This is a genomic window from Nocardiopsis aegyptia, from assembly GCF_013410755.1.
In the GTDB taxonomy this organism is placed as follows: Bacteria; Actinomycetota; Actinomycetes; order Streptosporangiales; family Streptosporangiaceae; genus Nocardiopsis; species Nocardiopsis aegyptia.
Genome location: NZ_JACCFS010000001.1, coordinates 1,038,364 through 1,057,323, shown reverse-complemented (window position 1 = coordinate 1,057,323; position 18,960 = coordinate 1,038,364). Strand labels below are relative to the sequence as shown.

Here is an 18,960-nt window from a genome sequence, read left to right as displayed (position 1 = left end):
AGGTCTCGAAAGTGCCTTCTATACAACGGGTACCTTAACCGGCAGCCTGGTCCCCATGACAGAGCACATGCGCATCATCCAGCAGGACGAGCTCGGCGGCCCGGAGGTCCTGCGCCTCGTCGAGGCCCCCCGGCCCGAACCCCGGCCCACCGAGATCCAGGTGCGCGTCCACGCCGCGGCGGTCAATCCGACGGACTGGAAGCAGCGGACGAGCGGCTACTGGTACTCGCTGCCCATCGCGCAGGGCTGGGACGTCTCCGGCGTCGTCACGGCGGTCGCCCCCGGCGTGACCCGCCTGGCCGTGGGCGACGAGGTCTACGGGATGCCGAACTTCCCCCAGCGGCCCGGCGCCTACGCCGACTACGTCACCGCCCCCTCCCGGCACTTCGCCCGCAAGCCGGCGACCCTGGACCACGTCGAGGCCGCGGCGATCCCCCTGGCCGCGCTCACCGCCTGGCAGTCCTTGGTCGACGCGGCCGGCGTCCACGAGGGTCAGCGCGTACTGGTGCACGCCGCTGGCGGCGGCGTGGGCCACTTCGCCGTGCAGATCGCCCGGGCCCGGGGCGCCCGCGTGATCGGCACCGCCAGTGCGGGCAAGCACGACCTGGTGCGCGACCTGGGCGCGCACGAGCTCGTGGACCACAGGGCGGTGGACTTCGCCGACGTCGTGGGCGGCGTCGACGTGGTCCTCGACACGATCGGCGGCGACTACCTGGAGCGCTCGATGCGCACACTCGCCCCGGGTGGGCTCTACATCGGCCTGTCCAACCCGTTCGACGTCGACGGCATCGTCGCGGCGGCGGTCGAGGAGGGCCGGGGAGTCCGCGGCACCACGGTGGTGGTGGAGCCCGACCACGCCGCGCTGGAGGCGATCACCGCCCTGGTCGAGGACGGGCGGCTGCGACCGGTGGTCAGCGGCACCTTCCCCCTGGAGGAGGCGTCACGGGCGCATGAGCAGGGCGAGGAGGGACGTGTCGCCGGCAAGCTCGTGCTGACGCTGACCTAGCCCGAGGCGGGCCCCGGCGTCTTCGGTGGGCCCGGCGCCTTCGCGGCCCCGGACACGGCTGAGGGGTCGGACCGCGCCGGTCCGACCCCTCACAGGGTGCTTCACGAGTGGACGATCGGCGTGTCCACCAGGTGCTCGGCCAGGAACCAGGCCTGGAGCTCCCCGGTGCGGATCACGTCCGACACCAGCAGGTCGTTCGTGCCGTCGTCGCCCTGCTCCTGCGTGCGGGCCGCGGCGTCGTGGGCGTCCTCCAGGATGGTCTCGTGCGCTTCGAGCAGGCGCGAGAGCATGGCGGGCACCTCCTCGACACCGTTCGGGGGCCGGGGGACGTTGGTGATCTCCGCGACGTGCCTGGGATCCCCCACGGCCACGCCGCCCAGCGTCTGGACGCGCTCGGCGATGCTGTCGACCAGCGCGGTCTGCTCGTCGGCGTGCTTGTCCATGAGCAGGTGCAGCTGGTAGAAGGTCTGGCCCCGCATCAGCCAGTGGTGCTTCTTGTACAGGCTGTGCAGGATCTGCGTGTCGGCCAGGACCTGGTTGAGGCGCTGGCACGAGTACATCCGCGCGTTGTAGGACAACCCGACCGGCAGCTGGCGGACAGACCCGAACTCCTGGATCTCCTTCCCCCTCTGGTGCAGCCACGGCTGGCTGCTGCGTGGCCTGGGCGTCTCCGTCGAACGGTCCGTGCTCGTCACGGTGCCTCCCTTTCCGCATGCGGTACCTGGTCCGGAGCACAGCGACGTGCCCCGCCGCCCAGTCTCGGACACCGACCGTCTCGGGGACGGCAAACCGACACCATCTGCGGACCAAACGTCGGTGGAGATTCGCCTCCGGCCGGGTGCGGGCGTCCGTCGCCCGGGGGGCGCCGCCCGGTGCGGCGGGGATCACGGCGCGATGGCGCAGGCGGTCTCCAGGACGAAGCGCGGCCAGGGGCGGTGCGGGTCGTGGCCGGTCAGCTCCCGCACCTGGCGGAGCCGGTAGCGCAGGGTCTGCGGGTGCACGTGCAGGGCGTCGGCGGCCGTGGTCGCGGCACCGGCCCGGAAGTAGGCGCGCAGCGTCTCCAGCAGGTGGGAGTGGGCGCCGGACAGCAGCGGGCCCAGCGCCGCCCGACGGGCCGCCTCCGGAGTGACCGGTCCGCCGTTCAACAGGGCCAGGACGCACGCGTCGGCCTCCCCGAGGACGCCGTGCTCGCCGAAGGCGTGCGGGGGCGCCGTCTCCAGGGCGTCGTCGGCCAGCCGGTAGGCGGCGGACATGCCGGTGAGGGCCCGTGGTGCGAGCGCGCAGCCCCGCCAGGGGCGCCCGCCCAGCACGGCGGTCACCTGTGCGGCGTCCGCGGGGGCGACCAGCAGGACCGCGCGTCCGGCCCGGGTGGTCAGCAGGGGGTCGGCGCCGGTGGGTTCGATCAGGTCGAGCAGGGCCATGGCGCCGGCGGGGTCGGGCGCGGGCTCGGCCACGACCAGCACGGCCGGGTCCGGCGGGGTGATGCCGAGGATGCGCGCCCGGTCGCGCACCGCGCCGCGCGAGGACTGGCGGCCGATGAGCAGGTCGTCGAGGAAGGTCCGCCGGGCCCGCTCGACGTCGGCGTCCAGCATCCGCGCGGCCTCGGTGTGGCCCACCGACAGGCTCTCCGAGATCTGGTCGACGGCGGTCAGCCAGAGTTCGCTCAGAGCGAACACGTCCGCGGCGTCGAGCCGGTCGGCCGCGGCCTCCGCCACCAGCCGGACCGCCGCCGCCGACCCCACCCGGTGGGCCCGCACCACGGCGTCGATGGAGCGGCCGTCCGCCGCCCGGGCCCGGCCCACGCCGCGCAGCCGCGCCACGTCCTCCGGGGCCAGCCCGGAGGCACCGCCCGCCCACAGCTCCAGCGACCGGGTGACCAGCCACGCGGCGATCGCGCGGACCTCGCTCAACTGGGACTCGTGCAGGGCCTGGTACGCGGGCACACGCTCGTACACCTCGGCGACGATCCGGTCCACCAGGGCGGCCCGGTCGCGCGCCAGCTCGGCGCCCACGAGGGCGCGCTCCTCGCGGCCCATCGGCCCACCCCTCTCCGCAGCGGAACGGGGCCGAGCGTACCGTGTGCGCCTCCGGGCGGACCGATGGCGGCGGCCCGCGGCGGCCGCGAACGCTCGGCGGCGGGCGGGCGGCCGCGGGTCACGGGAGTAAAAAGCGCGCACAGGGACGGCCTATCTGCGCGCCGGTCCGGCTCCGACGTGGCAGTATGCGACTGTGGCAGGGGGCTGCCACGCCACAAGAACCAGGATGAAACTCGCGCTCAGGGTCAACGGGGGATGAAGAGCGATGACGGTTCCCGGCATCACGTTGAGTAACGGACTGCGGATCCCGCAACTGGGGTTCGGTGTCTGGCAGGTGCGCGACGACGACGTGGTCGACGCCGTGTCGACCGCGTTGGAGACGGGCTACCGCAGCATCGACACCGCGGCCGCCTACGGCAACGAGGCGGGCGTCGGCGAGGCGGTGCGCCGGTCGGGCCTCGAACGCGACGACGTGTTCGTCACCTCGAAGCTGGCCAACCCCGACCAGGGGTACGACGCCACGCTGCGCGCGCTGGACGCCAGTCTCCAGCGCCTGAGGATGGACCGGCTGGACCTGTACCTCATCCACTGGCCCCTGCCCGCGCGCGACCTCTACGTGCCCACCTGGAAGGCCCTGGAGCGCCTCTACGCGGAGGGGCGCGTCCGTGCCATCGGCGTGTGCAACTTCCAGCCCGCGCACCTGGAACGGGTCATGGAGGAGGGCGGCATCGCCCCGATGGTCAACCAGATCGAGCTGCACCCGCTGCTCACCCAGGCGGACCTGCGCGGCTTCCACGCCAAGCACGGGATCGTCACCGAGGCCTGGAGCCCTCTGGGCCAGGGCAGGCTCCTGGACCACCCCACCGTCACCGCCGTCGCCGCCGAGTACGAGCGCACGCCGGCCCAGATCCTGCTGCGCTGGCACATCCAGCTCGGCAACGTGGTGATCCCCAAGTCGGTGACCCCGGAGCGGATCCGGTCCAACTTCGAGGTGTTCGACTTCGAACTCGCCGAGGCGGACATGGACCGTGTCAGCGGGCTCAACACCGACAGCCGCTACGGCCCCGACCCCGACGCGTTCGACGGCGACTGACGCGCCGCCCGCCGGGTCAGTCGCGCAGCTCGCGCACCTTGCGGGCGTCGGCCAGGACGGTCTCGGTGCCCTTGCGGCGGAGCCGGCCGACGTAGACGCCCCCGCCGATGAAGATGGCGGCGAACAGCGCCAGGACGGCGACGAGCGCGAGAGCGGACAGCAGAACAGTGATCGACATGCGCCCATCGTATCCGCACGTCCCACGGCCGCACTCCCCGCGGGGGCCGTCGTGTCGGGCCGCGGCCCCGGGGGCGCTCCGTGACGAAGCAGAGGGGCCGTCGGTGGACCTGACACCGCACAAGATCATCAACCCGCTGTCCCTGTCCGAGCCGGTCGGGTACGCGCACGCGCTCGTGGTCACACCCGGGCGCGCCGTCCACATCGGTGGGCAGACGGCGCGCCGCCCCGACGGGGCGGTCGTCGGTGAGAGCGTGGTGCAGCAGTTCGACCAGGCGCTGGCCAACACGGTGGAGGCGTTGCGCTCCGCGGGCGCCGAGCCCGGGCACGTGGTGAGCATGCACGTGTACACCACCGCCATGAACTCCTACCGGGTCAACCTCCGGACGCTGGGATCGGTCTACCGCCGCCACATGGGCCGCTACTACCCGCCGATGTCGGTCGTGGGCGTCACCGACCTGCTCGACGCCGCGGCGCTCGTGGAAGTGGTCTGCACGGCCGTGGTCCCGGACATGCGCGACGCCGACACCCTCGACGACGAGGAGGCGTGGGAACTGGTCGAGGAGATCGACGAGTCGCTCGTCACCGGCCCCTTCGGCCGCCGGGAGCCCGCCGCGGAGAGCGAGAGGGCCGGTCCTTAGCCCCGTGCGGCCCGTGCCCGTGCCCCGGTTCCGGCCTCGTTTCCGGGTCGGGCTCCGGCTCCCGTCCCTGCCTCGCCGCCAAGGCGGGTCCCGGCTCCCGTTCCGGTCCGTGCCCCGGCCCGGTGAGGCACTCGCGGCCCCGCCCGCGACCCCGACGGCAGGAGCACCAGGGCCACGGCCACCGCGCACACCGCGGTCCCGGCCAGCGCGCCGACGCCCATCGCCTCCCGGAACATCACCCAGGTCCACACGAGCGTGGTGGGCGGCGTCAGGTACAGCAGGGCCGACACGCGCGCCACGCCGAAGCGGGCCAGGTTCGCCCAGTACAGCCCGTATCCGCCGAGCGTCGACAGCACCACCACCCACGCCACGGCCGCCCAGAACCCCGCGGTGGCGGGCGGCGCCAGCGTTCCGGTGGCGGCGGCCAGGCCCGTGAACAGGACCGCGCTCACCGCGCACTGCACGGCCAGTGCGGTCACCACGGACCCGCCGGGGCGGGCGCGGCGCTCCAGGAGGGTCGCCGCCACCAGCGAGAGCATCGCGCCGAACGGCAGCGCGTAGCCCCACCAGGGGGCGGAACCGGGCCGCAGCAGTTCCGAACCGACCACGAGTCCCACGCCGCCTAGGCCCACCACCAGACCCGCGATCTGCCGGAAGCGCACCCGCTCGCCCAGTAGCGGCACCGCCAGCGCGGTGGCGACCAGCGGTTGCAGGGACGCCACCAGGGCGCTGGTGCCGGCGGTGACCCCCGTCTGGGCGGCGGCGACCACCCCGTACAGGTAGCCGCCCTGCGCCAGCACGCCGAGCGCGGCGTGCAGCGCCAGGTCCCGTCCGGACATCCGGGCGCCCCGGTACAGGCACCAGGCCGCCAGCAGCCCGGCGACGACGAGGAAGCGCCAGGCGAGCAGGGTCGTGGCCGGGGCCTGGCGGGTGCCGAGCTCGGCTCCGACGAAGCCGGAACTCCACATCACCACCAGTCCTGCGGCCAGTAGAGCGGGTACCAGGGAACGCGGCACGGCAACCTCCCTCGACTCCGGGCGCCGCGGACCGGCGCCCTCCCTGGCAGGTAACCACACCGGTCGGTATACTCGCGATGTAGCGGGCCGGTCCCGCCGGACCGGACCCGGCACCGAAGCACGCCCACCGACGGAAGGACCCGCCATGACCGTCGCCCAGCCCCGGTCCCAGGACCGGACGGTCGTCCTGACCCCGGCCGCGCGCCGCATCCTCGACGTGGCCGGTGACCTCTTCTACACCCGCGGCATCAACACCGTCGGCATGGAACTGGTCGCCGAACGCGCGGAGGTCACCAAGAAGACCATCTACGACCGGTTCGGCTCCAAGCAGCGGCTCGTCGTCGAGTACCTGCGCGAGCGCGACGCCCGCTGGCGGGCCCATCTGACCGGCTACCTGGAGCGCGCCGACGACACCCCGCGCGCCCGCATCGCCGCCACCTACGACGCCCTGGACGCGTGGATGGGCGAGGAGAACCCGCGCGGCTGTGCCATGGTCAACGCCTACGCCGAGCTGGCGGACCCCGACCACCCCGGCCGCGCCGTGGCCGCCGAGCAGAAGCGGTGGCTGCGCGCGCTCTACACCGACCTGGCCGCCCGGACGGGGGCCGACGACCCGCGGGACCTGGCCGACGCCCTGGCGATGCTGCACGAGGGCGCGGTCGTCGCCCAGAACGTGACGGGTGTCCAGGGCGCCGCCCGCATCGCACGCGCCGCGGCCGACGCGCTCGTGACCGCGTGCACGGGACCCACGGGGTCCACGGCTCAGGCGTAGCCGAGCCTCGACAGCTCCACCGAGGCCACCTCGTGGACGTCGCCGTGGTCGTCGCGGGTCAGGCGCTCGCGCCACGCGCCGATGCCCCAGGACCGGTCCGTCAGCAGCTCGGTCGCCGACACCCGCGCCCCCGTGAACGCGCGCAGGCGCTCGGCCGTGTCGACCTCGCCGCCGTGCACGTCCTCGTAGCGCAGGGTCAGCAGCCGCTCGGGGCCGATCTCCCGGCGCAGGCGCGCCGACATCCGCACCGCGCCCCGCCAGCGCATCGCGCACTTGGCGGGCGTGGAGCCGTCGGAGAACGCGGACAGGTCCGACTCGTCCTCCAACCCGAAGAAGTGGTTGGGGAACTCGTGGTCGACCTTCATGAAGCTCGGCTTGAGCCAGGCGAGCGAGCGCTCGTCCTCCATCATCGCGGTGACGACGTCGCGGCCGTCCCGGATGATCTGCACGAACAGGGCGTCGGGGAAGGCCGCGTACAGGGCCGGGGCGCAGTAGAGCAGGTCGGGGCTCGCGTCCCCGTACCGGCTCACGCGCGCACTGTGCTCGCAGGGCTCGGCGGACGTGTTGGCGGGCACCCGGGCCCAAGGACCGGGGCACTGCGGGCAGGTCAGCGGGGTGAGCTGCCAGGCCTCGGCGTAGGCCTCGCGCAGCAGGGTCGCCGTCGCCGACACCTTCTCGGTGGCGAGGGAGGGCCGTCTGGCCACCGCGTACACGGTGTTGAGCACGCCGGAGGCGCCCGCGCCGAGGTGGAAGCCGGGGGCACGGGACAGGGCACGCGCGATCACCGCGACCCCGGAGTGGGGTGCGCCCAGGACGAACACGGGGCGCTGGACCTTGGTCCCGTTGACCACGAGGATGTAGGAGGGCTGCTTCATGATTGTGTCGATTTTCGCACCCTTTGCCCTTCTCGTGCGCATCGGCCGGGCATTTCGCCCGATGGCTCCCGGATGCACCGAGGGTACGGCGTTCAGGAGACCATCACCGGCTCCTGACCGCCGTGCCGGGCAAAAGCCGGGTGAAAGCCGCTGCAACAATGAGGTATGGCCTCGATCACCACCGACTCCACGCTGTTCGCCGACCCCGAGGGCTTCGAGCGGGCCGCCGAACTGATGGCCTCCGCCGGCCGCATCACCGTCCTCACCGGAGCGGGCGTGTCCACCGACTCGGGCATCCCCGACTTCCGCGGACCCCAGGGCGTGTGGACCAAGGACCCCGGCGCCGAGGCGCTGTCCGACTTCGACACCTACATGGGCGACGTGACCGTCCGCCGCCAGGTGTGGCTGGCCCGCCGCTCGCACCAGGCGTGGAGCGCCCAGCCCAACGCCGCGCACCGCGCCCTGGCCGGTCTGGCCGGGACGGGCCGGCTCCGGGCGCTCATCACCCAGAACATCGACGGGCTGCACCAGCGCGGCGGGACGCCGGCCGACGAGGTCATCGAGGTGCACGGCACCCTGCTGTGGGTCCGGTGCACGCGCTGCGCCCTGCGCACCCCGGCCGAGGAGGTCCTCGCCCGCCTGGACGAGGAGTCCGACCCCAAGTGCCTGCGCTGCGGCGGGATCCAGAAGTCGGACACCATCTCCTTCGGCCAGCGGCTCGACCCGGAGGTCATCGAGAGCGCCGCCCAGGCCGCACGCGAGTGCGACGTGTTCGTGGCCGTGGGGACGTCCCTGTCGGTGCACCCGGTGGCGGGGCTGTGCGACGTGGCCATGATGGCGCGGGCGAGCCTGGTCGTCGTCAACGCCGAGCCGACGCCCTACGACGACTTCGCGAGCGCGGTGCTGCACGATCCCATCGGCGACGTCGTCCCGGCCCTGGTCGAACGGGTCAGGGACGCGGCCGGGATCTGACGTCGAGCCGGCCGTCGTCCCCGTAGTACCCGGCGCTGTTGTAGGGCAGCCGGCCCGTGGGCGGCGCGATGGCGAAGGGGTCGGTTCCGGGAAGAGCGGCATGGGCCGTGTTCTCGGCGGCCAGCGTCAGGACCCTGTGGGTCGGAAGATCGCGGTCGTACTTGCGCAGGGCCTCCAGAACGGGCAGCACCGCATCCAGGCCGAGTGCGCTGCCGACCACGGCGGACTCCAGGCCGCGCACGAAGGAGTGCACCGTGCCCACGAGGTCGGCGCGTCGCTCCGGCGACAGCATCGGCAGGTCCTCCGCCGCCTGGCGCAGGACCAGGAGTTCGATCCTGCCGAGCGAGGGCTGGCCGAGGAGTCTCCCGTAGGTGTCCAGACGACCGTCCGGGTCGGCGGTGACCGGTTCCAGGCGGAGCTTCAGGATCTCGTGCAGCTCGATCCATGCGGACCTGGAGTCCTGGTCCAGGTACCAGGTGGCCAGGTCCGTGGAGACGTGCCGCAGGTAGGGGAGCATGCCCAGGGTGAAGCGCGCCGCTGTCCCGTTGACGCGCATCGCCATCGACCGCAGCAGGCGCGATGTGGTGGTCTCGTAGGGCACGGTGATGCCGTAGGGGTCGGTCAGCGACGGGGTCGCCTCATGGTTCGCCCGGATCTCGAAGCCCAGGCACTCGCCGATGTCGACGGGGGAGCCGTCCTCGCGCTCGATGACGGTGACGGGGCCGTCGTCCTCCCAGCCGTTCAGGTGGCGCACGCGCAGCGTCGACACGATGCTGAACCACTCCGAGCCGGGGAGGGTGCGCCACATCGACGTGACGTGCTGGAGCTCCTGGTGGGGCTCGGACGCGCCGGGGAACAGCTCCCGCGCGTCCACCGGCTCCGAACGCACGAGGCACAGCAGCAGCAACAAGTTGCTCGTGTAGGTGGCCTCGCGCCGGGTGTACGGAAGCCGGACGGGCTCGTAGTCGGTCAGCGAGCGGTTGGCCGCCGGGAACGGGGCCTCCCGGAACAGTTCATTGAGCAGCGAGGCGTAGTCCACGCCGATCCCGGGGTTCTCCTCCAGACGCCGCCGGAGCAGTTCGTCCAGGAACTCCACGACCTTCTGCCGTCCGGCGTAGCTCGCGAACGAGGACAGCGCGTACAGCTCGCCGTCGTCCGGCCGGGTCACCCGGCCCCGGCCACGGCGCCGTGAGGGACGCGGCCGCGACTCCTCCACCACGTCCAGGGCCGCGAGGACGGCCCGGGCCACCAGGAACTCGCCGAAGGTGGCGTGCAGGAACTCGAAGACGCTCGCCGCCCCGTCGACCTCCTGGGCCCTCGACTCGTGCACGAAGAAGAACCGCCCCAGGACCTGGTGCGCGGGCGCGATCCGCCCGTGCAGGTCCGCGTCCTCGGGCCGCACGGCCGCGTCGGGCATGAGGACGTCGAGGTCCTCGTCCAGCTCGTCGGCGCTCACACTCTGCTTGCGCCGGTTGAACATCGCCAGCGCCGCGACCTCCAGGCGGCGCAGCTCGTCCTCCACGGCCGCGTCGAAGTCGTCCCGGCCCAGCCCCGACCGGTGCTTGTCGACCTCCCGCCGGGCGAACATCGTGAGCAGGCGTTCGTACAGGTCCGCGTGCGAGAGGGTCTCCGACGCCCGCCGCAGGGCGTTGTCCTCGGCGTCGTAGATCAGCAGCATCAGCAACAGCAGGGGCTGCTCGGCCAGCTCCCGGTAGGGGGCCAGGTCCCGCGCGGTCAGCGGCTCCAGCCCGGCCGCGGCGAAGGCGTGGGCGTTGGCCCGGTTCCACACCGCCAGCATCCGCTCGATGTGCACGTCGTCGAAGGGCTCCAGCCGCATCACCATCGAGCCGTCCGGGAAACGGGCGCGGTCGGCGACCACCGTGCGGCTGGTGACGATGACCGCCACCGGCTGGTCCATGGCCTCCTGCTGGCGCTGGAACTCCTGGACGCGCTCCAGGTAGTCGGAGCGGTCGACACCGGTGGCCTGGAGGAGTTCGTCGAAGCCGTCCAGGATGACGACCGGCAGCGCGCCGTCGGCGGACTCCACGAGTTCGCGCCAGGACACCCGGGTGTGCAGCGCGGCGGTCAGCCCCTCCTCGATCTGCACGTGGATGGGGGCGTTGGGCGGGACCGAGCGCAGCTCCACCCGAATCGGGAGGAAGTCGGCGGCGGGCAGCCGGGCGGCGAGCATCTCGGTGAACTTGGACTTGCCCGCGCCGGGGTGGCCCAGGATCACGGTGGGCACCTCGGTGGCCACGGGGTGCACGAGGTGGGCGGCGACCGCGCCCTGCAGGTCGTCGTCGACCGGCAGCGCCTCCCACCACTCCTCCGCCGAGGGGGTGCCGCTGCGCACCGCGTATCCGGCGCGCCCGCGCGGGGGCACGTAGGCGTCCTCCAGCGGCGGCAGGACGAGTCCGGCCGGGGCGTCGTCCGAGCGCAGGACGGGTTGGCGCAGCACCGCCCGGTACCCGGCGGCCAGCTCCCGCCGCCGGCCCGCCACCTCCCGCCGGGAGCCGATCTCCTCCAGGGCGCGCTTCAGTTCCGTGAGCCCGGTCCCCACGGCCCGGCGGGTGTGCTCGTGCTCGTCCAGGTGCACCCACATCCCGAACTCCGGGATCTCGGCGGCCAGTTGGCGGTAGGTCTCCTGATAGCGCCGCGCGGCCTGGTCGGGCACGACCTCGCGCAGCCCCTCCAACAGGGGGTGGGTGGCGGAGGTGATGCCGTGCTCCTCGGCGACGGCGAGCCCCAGCAGGACGTCGGTGAAGTACCGGAAGAGGAAGTCGGAGAAGAAGCGCGGGGCCCAGGCGGAGCCGAGGGAGGGGACCGGCAGGGCGCCGGAGTGCGTGAGGACGTGGTCCAGGAGCCGGACCTGCTCCTCCCGGGTGAACTCCAGGTCCGCCAGGGTGAAGGGGGCGTCCATCGCCGCCAGGGACTCCTCCACCGCCTCGAAGAACGCCACCAGGACCAGGATGTGGTGTGCCGCCTGGATCTTCGCCGTGCGGGTCTGGCGGCTCTCGCCCTTGAGCTTGGACGCCATGCCCTCCAGGGCCTGGCGTCCCTTGCTCACCAGCGCGCCCCGGGCCCCGAACAGGTCCGGGACGCCGACGAGCCCGAGCCCGCCGTCGGCGAGCTTCTCGGCCAGGTTCAGGACCTCGGAGTCGTTGCCGCCGAGCGTCTTGAGGGCGTCGGCGTAGGTCAGCTGCTTCGCCATGGAGGGAGGGATGCCTTTCCGTCGGAGGAGGGAGGAAGGTCGGGAAGCGGGTCGGGGTGCTCAGCGGTGCCGGAACTCGCTCTCGATCCGTTCGAGATCGGGGAGCTGGTGCCGCAGGAGGGTCAGGACCGGCCGGAACGCGGCGGGCACGGGTGAGTCGCCGATCGTGGTCGGGAGCTCTTCGGTCAGGTAGTGGCGCACGACCTCGGCCAGCGTCGAGCGCTCATGGGAACCGGGCCGCAGCAGGGCCAGGTCCTCGGCGGCCTGCCGAAGCGCCAGGAGTTGCACCTCGCCGAAGCGGGGCTGCTGGAGCAGACGACGGTAGGAGTCGACTCGGTCGTGGGCTTTCTCCTCGGCCGGTCCCAGACGCAGCCGCAGGACTTCATAGGCCTCGATCCACGCGCTTCCGAGTTCCTGGTCGGTGTGCCACGTGCCCACATCGGGCGAGACGTGCTTCAGGTACGGCAGGAGGATGAGGCTCATACGGGACGCGGTGCTGTTGGCCTGCAGCGCCATGGAGCGCAGCAGCTCGGAGGTCACCGAGAGACAGGGCACGGTGACCTGGTACGGGTCGGCCACGGACGGATCGGTGTCCACGTCGGCGCGGAGTTCGAAGCCCAGACACTCGCCGACGACGACGGGGGAGCGGTCCTCGCGCTCGATCGAGGTGAACGCGTCGCGGCCCTCGAGATAACCGTGGTGGCGGATGCGCAGGGTGTCCATGACGCCGAACCACTGGCTCGACGGCAGTGCCCGCCACTGCGCCACGGTCGCCCGCCAGGCGTGCCAGCGGTCCCGTGCGTCGGGGAAGAGTTCCTCCAGCCGCAGGGGCCGCCGCGCGACCAGGACGAGCAGCGTGACCAGGTTGGCGGTGTAGCGGCCCTCCCGGGCCGACATCGCGAGCCGCTGCGGCTCGTAGGCCGTGTACGAACGGTTGGGCGCGGGGAAGGGCGCCTCCTGGAACAGTTCGATGAGCAGTGCGGTGTACTCCCCGACGAGGTCGGGGTCGTCCGCGGACCGCTGCCTGAGCCGCTCGTCCAGGAAGTCCACCACCTTCTCCCGCCCGGCGAAGGCTGCGAAGGAGGACAGGGCGTGGAGTTCGCCGTCGTCCAGGTGCTGGGGGCCGCCCCGCCGCCGCAGGGACCGGGCGCGGTCCTCGACCAATTCGTCCAGAGCCGAGGTGACCGCCCGGGCCACCAAGTACTCGCCGAAGGTGGCGTGCAGGAACTCGAAGACGCTCGCCGCCGAGCCGGACGCCTGGGCCCGCGACTCGTGGACGAAGAAGAACCGCCCGAGCACCTGGTGCGCGGGCGCGATCTGCCCGTGCAGGTCGGCGTCCGTGGGGCGCTGTGCGGCCTCCGGCATCAGGACGGAGAGGTCGCGGTCGAGTTCGTCGGCGTGCACGCTCTGCCGGCCCCGGGCGAACATCGCCATCGCCGCGATCTCCAGGCGGCGCAGCTCGTCCTCCACCGCCCGGTCGAGCGCGGGGCCGCCCAGGCCCGGATGGAGCTTGTCGACCTCGCGCCGGGCGAACATCGTGAGCAGGCGCTCGTACAGCTGCCCGTGCGAGAGCGTGCCCGACGCCCGGGACAGCGCGTTGTCCCGGGCGTCGTAGATGAGCAGCATGAGCAGGAGCAGGGGCTGTTCGGCGAGTTCGCGGTACGGGGCCAGGACGTCCATGGTGAGCGGTGCCAGGCCGGCGTCGGAGAAGGCTCGGCCGTTCGCCCGGTTCCACACCGAGAGCAGTTCCCCGATCTGCTCCTCACCGAAGGGTTCCAGCCGGATGACCGTGGTGTCGGGAGGGAACCGCGTCCGGTTCGCGACGACGGTACGGCTGGTGACGATGACGGCCACCGGTTGGCCGATGGCCTCCTGCTGGTGCTGGAACTCCTGGACCCGTTCGAGGTAGTCGGAGCGGTCGACACCGGTGGCCTGGAGGAGTTCGTCGAAGCCGTCCAGGATGACGACCGGCAGGGCGCCGTCGGCCGACTCCGCGAGTTCGCGCCAGGACACGTGCGTGTGCAGTGCGGCGGCCAGGCCCTCCTCGATCTGGAGGTGGATGGGGGCGTTGGGGCGCACCGCCCGCAGTTCCACCCGAATCGGCAGGAAGTCGGACGCGGGGAGCTGGGCCGCGAGGATCTGGGTGAACGTCGACTTGCCCGAGCCCGGGTGCCCGAGGAGCACGGTCGGCCGACTGGTGCAGGCGGGGTGGACCAGGTGGGCGGCGATGAACGGTTGGAGGTCCTCGACCGTCGTCTGTTCCGCCCACCAGTCCTCCGTGGAGGGCGCGCTGCTGCGTCGTGTGAAGGCGACGCATCCCCGCGGCGGTACGTAGCAGTCCCCGAGGCTGGGCAGTGCCATCCAGGCGGGGACATCGTCCGACCCGAGCACGGGCTTGCGCAGGACGGCCTGGTAACCGTCGCTGAGCTCTCGGCGGCGTGCGCCGACCGCCCTGCCGGATCCGATGGCGTCCAGTCGCCGACGCAGTTCGCCCATTCCGGTGCCGAGGGCCCGCCGCGTCCGGGCGTGTTCGTCGAGGTGCACCCACATGCCGAACTCCGGGATGTCGGCGGCCAGCCGGCGGTAGGACTCGGCCAGGCGTTCCGCGGACAGGTCGGGCAGCACGCGGGACAGGCGGGCCAGGACCGGGTGGCCGCCCCCCGTGATGCCGTGCCGCTCCACCGCGGCCAGGCCGGGGAGGAACCCGAGGAACTCGTCGGTGAGCATGACCAGGCCCGAGCTGGTTCCCTCCCACTCGCTGCCCTGACTCGAGAGCGAGTAGCGGAAGCGTGTGCACATCCCGAGCAGAGCCGTCTGCTCGTCGGCGGTGATGTCGAGGTCGTTCAGGGTGAAGGGTGCTCCGGCGCTCTCGAGTGACTCCTCCACCGCCTCGAAGAACGCCACGACCACCAGGACCTGGTAGGCCGCCTCGATCTTCTCCGTCCGGGACAGGCGGCTCTCTCCCTTGAGCTTGCCGCGGATGCCCTCCAGGGCCTGGCGGCCCTTGCTCACCAACGCGCCCCGGGCCCCGAACAGGTCCGGTACTCCCACGAGTCCCAGGCCGCCGTCGGTGAGCTTCTCCGCCAGGTCCAGGACCTCCGAGTCGTTCTTGCCGAGAATCCGCAGGGCGTCGGCGTACATGAGCTGCTTGGCCATCGGCGCGGGGGCCTTTCCGCATCAGGGGTGGAACGCGGGCGGACCCGGTACCCGAGGGTGGTACCGAGTCCGTGGTTCTGGTGGGGGTGCAGGGGGTGTGACGCCTCAGGGCAGCTGCCAGTTCACGGGCTGTGCGCCCATCTCCTCCAGCATCGCGTTGGTCCTGCTGAACGGCTTGGAGCCGAAGAAGCCGTTGCGCGCGGAGAGCGGGCTCGGGTGCGCGGACTCCACACACGGCACGCCCGGCATCATCGGGCGCAGGTTGCGCGCGTCGCGGCCCCACAGGATCGCCACGAGCGGCTTGCCGCGCTCGGACAGCGCGCGGATCGCCTGCTCGGTGACGGCCTCCCAGCCCTTGCCCCGGTGCGATCCGGCCTTGCCCGGAGCGACCGTCAGCACCCTGTTGAGCAGCAGGACGCCCTGCTCGGTCCACGGCGTCAGGTCGCCGTTGGACGGCATGGGGGTGCCGAGGTCGTCCTGCATCTCCTTGTAGATGTTGCGCAGGCTCGCGGGCAGGCGCACGTCCGGGGCGACGGAGAAGCTCAGGCCGACCGGGTTGCCGGGGGTGGGATAGGGGTCCTGGCCCACGATGAGCACGCGCACGTCGTCGAAGGGCTGCTGGAAGGCCCGCAGCACGTGCTCGCCGGCGGGCAGGTAGGTCCGCCCCTCGGCGATCTCCTGGCGGAGGAAGTCGCCCATCGTGGCGATCTGCGGGGCGACCGGCTCGAGGGCCTTCGCCCAACCGTTGTCCATGATTTCGTTCAGGTCCCTGGAAGACATGGCCAGAACACTAGCGCCAGCTCCCGACATCCACGGCCCTTTCGGACGATCCGTCACCGGCTCCTTCCCCTTCACTGCCTCCTTCCCCGTGACCGCTCCCTCCCCGTGACCGATCCGGCCACGGGGGCGCGGCGCGGCGGTCACGGGGGAGAAGGGACATGGGGGCAGCCGCCCGAGGAAGGGGCGGTCGGGGGACGCCTACGGGACCGGAGGGGTCACTCGGCGCGCCAGCCGCCCTGACGGTCGGCGAGGTTGAGGGCGGTGGTCACCAGGGGCACGTGGCTGAACGCCTGGGGGAAGTTGCCGACCTGGCGGCCCAGCCGCGGGTCCCACTCCTCGGCCAGCAGGCCCAGGTCGTTGCGCAGCGACAGCAGGCGCTCGAACAGCTCCTTGGCCTCCTCCTGGCGGCCGATGGACAGCAGCGCGTTGGCCATCCAGAAGCTGCACGCCAGGAAGGCGCCCTCGTCGCCCGGCAGCTGGTCGGCGGAGTTCTCCAGGTCCGTGCGGTAGCGCAGCACGAAGCCGTCGACCATCAGGTCCTTGCGGATCGCCTCGATGGTGCCGATCACGCGGGGGTCGTCGTAGGGGAGGAAGCCGACTTCGGGGATCAGCAGCAGGGCCGCGTCCAGCTCCTTGCTGCCGTAGTACTGGGTGAAGGTGTTGCGTTGGGGGTCGTAGCCGTACTCGCAGACCTCGGCGTGGATGGTGTCGCGCAGGGCCCTCCAGCGCTCGACCGGGCCCTCCTTGCCGAACTCCTCGATGCTGCGCACCGCGCGGTCGGCCGCCACCCAGGCCATGACCTTGGAGTGCACGAAGTGCTGGCGGGGACCGCGCACTTCCCACAGGCCCTCGTCGGGCTCGTCCCAGCACCATTCCAGGTAGTTCACCAGGGAGCGCTGGAGCCCCCACAGGTGGTCGCCGCCGCGGATCCCCGAGCGCCGGGCCAGGTGCAGCACGTCCATGACCTCGCCGTACACGTCCAGCTGGTACTGGCCGACGGCGGCGTTGCCGATGCGGACCGGGCGCGAGGCCTCGTAGCCGGGCAGCCAGTCGGCCTCCCACTCGGTCAGCCGCCGCTCGCCGCGGATGCCGTACATGATCTGCATGAGCTGGGGTTCGCCGGCCACGGCGCGGACCAGCCACTCGCGCCAGGCGAGGGCCTCGTCCTTGTAGCCGGAGCGGATCAGCGCCTCCAGGGTGATGGTGGCGTCACGCAGCCAGCAGTACCGGTAGTCCCAGTTGCGCACGCCCCCGATCTCCTCGGGGAGGGAGGTGGTGGGTGCCGCGACGATACCGCCGGTGGGTCGGTAGGTGAGGGCCTTGAGGGTGATGAGCGAGCGGATGACGGCCTCGCGGTAGGGGCCGTCGTAGGTGCACTGGCTGACCCATTTCTCCCAGAACCGCTCGGTGCGGGAGAGCGCTTTCTCAGCGTCCAAATGATCGGACTCCTCCACTTGGGAGGGGTGCCAGGTCATCACGAACGGCACGCGTTGGCCGGCGGTGACGGTGAAGTTCGCGTCATGGGTGAAGTTGTGTCCCCGCAGGGCCACGGGGGCGCTCAGCCAGATCGCGTCGGGGCCCGCGATGGCGACGAGTTCGGTGCCGGCCCGGTGCATCCAGGGCACCACGTGCCCGTAGTCGTAGCGGATCCGCATGGTGGTGTGCATCTCGACCGCGCCGCTCAGGCCCTCGACGATGCGCACGATGTGCGGGGCGCCGCCGCGCGGCGGCATGAAGTCGATGACCCGGACCGATCCGGTGTCGGTGTCCCACTCCGATTCCAGGATGAGCGTCTCGCCCCGGTAGTGGCGCCGGGTGGAGTTCGGTTCACCGTCGGCGGGGCGCAGCGACCAGCTTCCGTTCTGTTCGTCGCCGAGCAGGGCGGAGAAACAGGCCGAGGAGTCGAAATCCGGCAGACACGCCCAGTCGATGGAACCGTCGCGCCCGACCAGCGCGGCGGTCTGCATGTCGCCGATCATTGCGTAGTCTTCAATCCAGCCGGGCACGCGGCTCACCCCCATCACGTCGTCCTTGTTCCTGCGGTTGGCGCGAGTGCCGTCGTCGGGACGGGGGGTGCCGCTTCGTCGCGGAGCACGTCGCGCACGCCCGTGTGCGCTCCCCCGTCGGGGCTCTCACCCGTTCCGCTCGGCCGACACCCGTCCGCCGTCGGAAAGGGGCGCCGTCCGGGCCTCGTCCCCTCTCCGGCCCTACGGCTCGCCTGGTACCCGGTATATTCCCAGGTGAGGGCAGCCGAAAAGGCCGGATTGCCGGAACCCGCCCGAACACGGTCCTTCCGTTCACCGCGGTCCCCATCTTCCCCTCTTCCCTGGGGTCGCGCTACCCGCAAGTGCACGTGCATTTGCAGGGTCGGCGTGGTATGGGATGCATTGCGGGAGTTTGTCCGGGCAGAAGTTATGACGCGGTGATCAAGTGCTGATGACGGGTCGGCTAACGGTGAGATGATTTCGGTTCGTCCGACGGCATTTCAGTCATTCGGAACATCGGAATGAAGACCTGCGCGAGTGGTCCGATAGTGACAGCGAACACCACAGTCCCGACCCCGACCGTACCGCCGAGGAGCACTCCGGTGACCACCACCGTGATCTCGATGACAGTGCGCGCCAGCCGCACGGACCACCCGCGCGCCGCCAGCCCCGTCATGAGCCCGTCCCGCGGGCCGGCGCCCAGTCCGGCGCCGATGTAGCAGCCGGTCGCCACGGCGCACGCCAGCACGCCCAGGGCCAGCAGCCCCACCCGTAGCACCAGCGACTCGGTCGTCGGCATCAGCCACATGAACACGTCGACGCCCACGCCGATCACCACCACGTTGCTCAGCGTGCCCAGCCCCGGCTTCTGGCGCAACGGGATCCACAGCAGCATGAGCGCGGCGCCCACGATCACGCTCCACGTGCCCACGGACAGTCCCGACCGCAGGGCCAGGCCCTGGTGGAGCACGTCCCAGGGCATCGATCCCAGCCGTGCCTCGATCAGCAGGGCGCCGCTGAGCCCGTACAGCACCAGGCCGACGTAGAGCCGCACGAGGCGCTGGAGGCGGGGGCGGGGCAGGATCGGGGTGATCATCACGGCGGGGTCCGGTGCCTTTCACGGTCGGGAGTCGGTGCGGGCGCCGGGGTCGGGGTGAGGCGTCGGTGCGGACGGCGTGGGCGGGACACCGCGCGAGAGATCCTGTCATCGGATCAGAGGCCATTCCTCGGGCCGCATCGT

Annotated in this window: 15 protein-coding genes; 5 read left to right on the top strand and 10 right to left on the bottom strand. The window is 72.1% G+C overall.

The features are described from left to right. Nucleotides 1-55 precede the first annotated feature (55 nt). On the top strand, nucleotides 56-1,006 hold the full coding sequence (locus tag HNR10_RS04810) for an NADP-dependent oxidoreductase (RefSeq protein WP_179821148.1): 951 nt from the start codon (nucleotides 56-58) through the stop codon (nucleotides 1,004-1,006). 101 nt (nucleotides 1,007-1,107) lie between these two features. Here HNR10_RS04810 and HNR10_RS04805 read toward each other — a convergent pair whose 3' ends face one another. After that, a complete protein-coding gene (locus HNR10_RS04805; RefSeq protein ID WP_179821147.1) occupies nucleotides 1,108-1,701 on the bottom strand; it encodes a Dps family protein in 594 nt (197 codons plus the stop codon). A gap of 189 nt (nucleotides 1,702-1,890) precedes the next feature. Further along, a complete protein-coding gene (locus HNR10_RS04800; RefSeq protein ID WP_179821145.1) occupies nucleotides 1,891-3,042 on the bottom strand; it encodes a PucR family transcriptional regulator in 1,152 nt (383 codons plus the stop codon). Between the two features lie 265 nt (nucleotides 3,043-3,307). Between HNR10_RS04800 and HNR10_RS04795 the strand changes: the two genes are divergently transcribed. Further along, on the top strand, nucleotides 3,308-4,135 hold the full coding sequence (locus tag HNR10_RS04795) for an aldo/keto reductase (RefSeq protein WP_179821144.1): 828 nt from the start codon (nucleotides 3,308-3,310) through the stop codon (nucleotides 4,133-4,135). A gap of 16 nt (nucleotides 4,136-4,151) precedes the next feature. Here HNR10_RS04795 and HNR10_RS04790 read toward each other — a convergent pair whose 3' ends face one another. Continuing rightward, a complete protein-coding gene (locus tag HNR10_RS04790; protein WP_179821142.1) occupies nucleotides 4,152-4,313 on the bottom strand; it encodes a hypothetical protein in 162 nt (53 codons plus the stop codon). Between the two features lie 103 nt (nucleotides 4,314-4,416). On the opposite strand from HNR10_RS04790, the gene HNR10_RS04785 reads away from it, so the two are divergent. After that, the gene (locus tag HNR10_RS04785; protein WP_179821140.1) at nucleotides 4,417-4,953 is read left to right on the top strand and encodes a RidA family protein; all 537 of its coding nucleotides are present in this window, start codon (nucleotides 4,417-4,419) and stop codon (nucleotides 4,951-4,953) included. Here the strand turns inward: HNR10_RS04785 and HNR10_RS04780 are convergent. Then, entirely contained in the window at nucleotides 4,950-5,969 is a 1,020-nt protein-coding gene (locus HNR10_RS04780) for a DMT family transporter (RefSeq protein WP_312889115.1), read from the bottom strand. The genes HNR10_RS04785 and HNR10_RS04780 overlap by 4 nt on opposite strands. A 145-nt stretch (nucleotides 5,970-6,114) precedes the next feature. On the opposite strand from HNR10_RS04780, the gene HNR10_RS04775 reads away from it, so the two are divergent. Then, nucleotides 6,115-6,741 (top strand): TetR/AcrR family transcriptional regulator, encoded by a 627-nt coding sequence (locus HNR10_RS04775; RefSeq protein WP_179821137.1) that lies wholly within the window; start codon nucleotides 6,115-6,117, stop codon nucleotides 6,739-6,741. Here the strand turns inward: HNR10_RS04775 and HNR10_RS04770 are convergent. Next, entirely contained in the window at nucleotides 6,732-7,616 is an 885-nt protein-coding gene (locus tag HNR10_RS04770) for a sulfotransferase family protein (protein ID WP_179821135.1), read from the bottom strand. The two genes, HNR10_RS04775 and HNR10_RS04770, sit on opposite strands and share 10 nt — an antisense overlap. 165 nt (nucleotides 7,617-7,781) lie before the next feature. Between HNR10_RS04770 and HNR10_RS04765 the strand changes: the two genes are divergently transcribed. Further along, a complete protein-coding gene (locus HNR10_RS04765; protein WP_179821133.1) occupies nucleotides 7,782-8,588 on the top strand; it encodes an SIR2 family NAD-dependent protein deacylase in 807 nt (268 codons plus the stop codon). On the opposite strand, the gene HNR10_RS04760 is transcribed toward HNR10_RS04765, so the two are convergent. The 5 genes from HNR10_RS04760 to yczE form a co-directional block, all read right to left on the bottom strand. Then, a complete protein-coding gene (locus HNR10_RS04760; RefSeq protein WP_246406062.1) occupies nucleotides 8,566-11,799 on the bottom strand; it encodes an NACHT domain-containing protein in 3,234 nt (1,077 codons plus the stop codon). The two genes, HNR10_RS04765 and HNR10_RS04760, sit on opposite strands and share 23 nt — an antisense overlap. Before the next feature lie 60 nt (nucleotides 11,800-11,859). Continuing rightward, nucleotides 11,860-14,955, bottom strand: a complete 3,096-nt coding sequence (locus HNR10_RS04755; RefSeq protein ID WP_179821132.1) for an NACHT domain-containing protein — start codon at nucleotides 14,953-14,955, stop codon at nucleotides 11,860-11,862. A gap of 105 nt (nucleotides 14,956-15,060) precedes the next feature. Continuing rightward, nucleotides 15,061-15,735: a uracil-DNA glycosylase gene (locus HNR10_RS04750; protein ID WP_179821130.1), complete on the bottom strand. Its 675-nt coding sequence runs from the start codon at nucleotides 15,733-15,735 to the stop codon at nucleotides 15,061-15,063. 215 nt (nucleotides 15,736-15,950) lie between these two features. Next, nucleotides 15,951-17,756 carry a glycoside hydrolase family 15 protein gene (locus HNR10_RS04745; RefSeq protein WP_246406060.1) on the bottom strand — a complete coding sequence of 602 codons (1,806 nt, stop codon included), beginning with the start codon at nucleotides 17,754-17,756 and terminating at the stop codon, nucleotides 15,951-15,953. 427 nt (nucleotides 17,757-18,183) lie between these two features. Beyond that, the gene (gene yczE / locus HNR10_RS04740; protein WP_179821127.1) at nucleotides 18,184-18,816 is read right to left on the bottom strand and encodes a membrane protein YczE; all 633 of its coding nucleotides are present in this window, start codon (nucleotides 18,814-18,816) and stop codon (nucleotides 18,184-18,186) included. Nucleotides 18,817-18,960: the final 144 nt, after the last annotated feature.

What these genes read in the sequence shown, in the direction of transcription:
- HNR10_RS04795 (WP_179821144.1), top strand. Translation starts at nt 3,308, where the DNA reads ATGACGGTTCCCGGCATCACGTTGAGTAACGGACTGCGGATCCCGCAA.
- HNR10_RS04765 (WP_179821133.1), top strand. Translation starts at nt 7,782, where the DNA reads ATGGCCTCGATCACCACCGACTCCACGCTGTTCGCCGACCCCGAGGGC.
- HNR10_RS04800 (WP_179821145.1), bottom strand. Translation starts at nt 3,042, where the DNA reads ATGGGCCGCGAGGAGCGCGCCCTCGTGGGCGCCGAGCTGGCGCGCGAC.
- yczE (WP_179821127.1), bottom strand. Translation starts at nt 18,816, where the DNA reads ATGATCACCCCGATCCTGCCCCGCCCCCGCCTCCAGCGCCTCGTGCGG.
- HNR10_RS04755 (WP_179821132.1), bottom strand. Translation starts at nt 14,955, where the DNA reads ATGGCCAAGCAGCTCATGTACGCCGACGCCCTGCGGATTCTCGGCAAG.
- HNR10_RS04770 (WP_179821135.1), bottom strand. Translation starts at nt 7,616, where the DNA reads ATGAAGCAGCCCTCCTACATCCTCGTGGTCAACGGGACCAAGGTCCAG.
- HNR10_RS04760 (WP_246406062.1), bottom strand. Translation starts at nt 11,799, where the DNA reads ATGGCGAAGCAGCTGACCTACGCCGACGCCCTCAAGACGCTCGGCGGC.
- HNR10_RS04750 (WP_179821130.1), bottom strand. Translation starts at nt 15,735, where the DNA reads ATGTCTTCCAGGGACCTGAACGAAATCATGGACAACGGTTGGGCGAAG.
- HNR10_RS04745 (WP_246406060.1), bottom strand. Translation starts at nt 17,756, where the DNA reads ATGGGGGTGAGCCGCGTGCCCGGCTGGATTGAAGACTACGCAATGATC.
- HNR10_RS04775 (WP_179821137.1), top strand. Translation starts at nt 6,115, where the DNA reads ATGACCGTCGCCCAGCCCCGGTCCCAGGACCGGACGGTCGTCCTGACC.
- HNR10_RS04790 (WP_179821142.1), bottom strand. Translation starts at nt 4,313, where the DNA reads ATGTCGATCACTGTTCTGCTGTCCGCTCTCGCGCTCGTCGCCGTCCTG.
- HNR10_RS04810 (WP_179821148.1), top strand. Translation starts at nt 56, where the DNA reads ATGACAGAGCACATGCGCATCATCCAGCAGGACGAGCTCGGCGGCCCG.